Genomic DNA, 466 nt, shown 5'->3' with positions numbered 1-466 from the left:
CCCCATTCGGAAATCGTCGGGTATAACGGTTCATATCACCTTACCGACGCTTATCGCAGATTAGCACGTCCTTCATCGCCTCTGATTGCCTAGGCATCCACCGTGTACGCTTATTCGCTTAACCTCACAACCCGAAGATGTTTCTCTCGAAGACGACTTTAAAGGTCATGGCTACACAAGCATCAATTCGTTGTTGGGCAGTGCTCGTAATGCTCACATACTTAAGTATGCTGCGCTTACTGCGCGCTGTCCGCCTAGAATTGCTGTTGTTCGCTCATGACACTCGCCTTGGAGTATCACAAATTCAAGGTCTGAGATTTTGAGAGACTCATCAATATACCTCGGTGATATATTGATTTGTTTTCAATTTTTCAGCTTGTTCCAGATTGTTAAAGAGCATAATAGGTAAAATAACTCGCTTGAATTATCTTAACTATTCCCTGATTTTCATCAGATATAGTGTGGT

The 466-nt window shown here is 42.9% G+C and carries 1 rRNA gene; it reads right to left on the bottom strand.

The features are described 5' to 3' along the window. Positions 1-124 (bottom strand): 23S ribosomal RNA (locus tag BHE89_RS20480); the annotation flags it as partial. Positions 125-466: the final 342 nt, after the last annotated feature.

Origin of the sequence: Shigella sp. FC1967 (assembly GCF_001743005.1) — a bacterium.
Classification (GTDB): Bacteria; Pseudomonadota; Gammaproteobacteria; order Enterobacterales; family Enterobacteriaceae; genus Proteus.
Note: the sequence above shows the minus strand (reverse complement) of the source record. Positions and strands in the feature narration are given on the sequence as shown.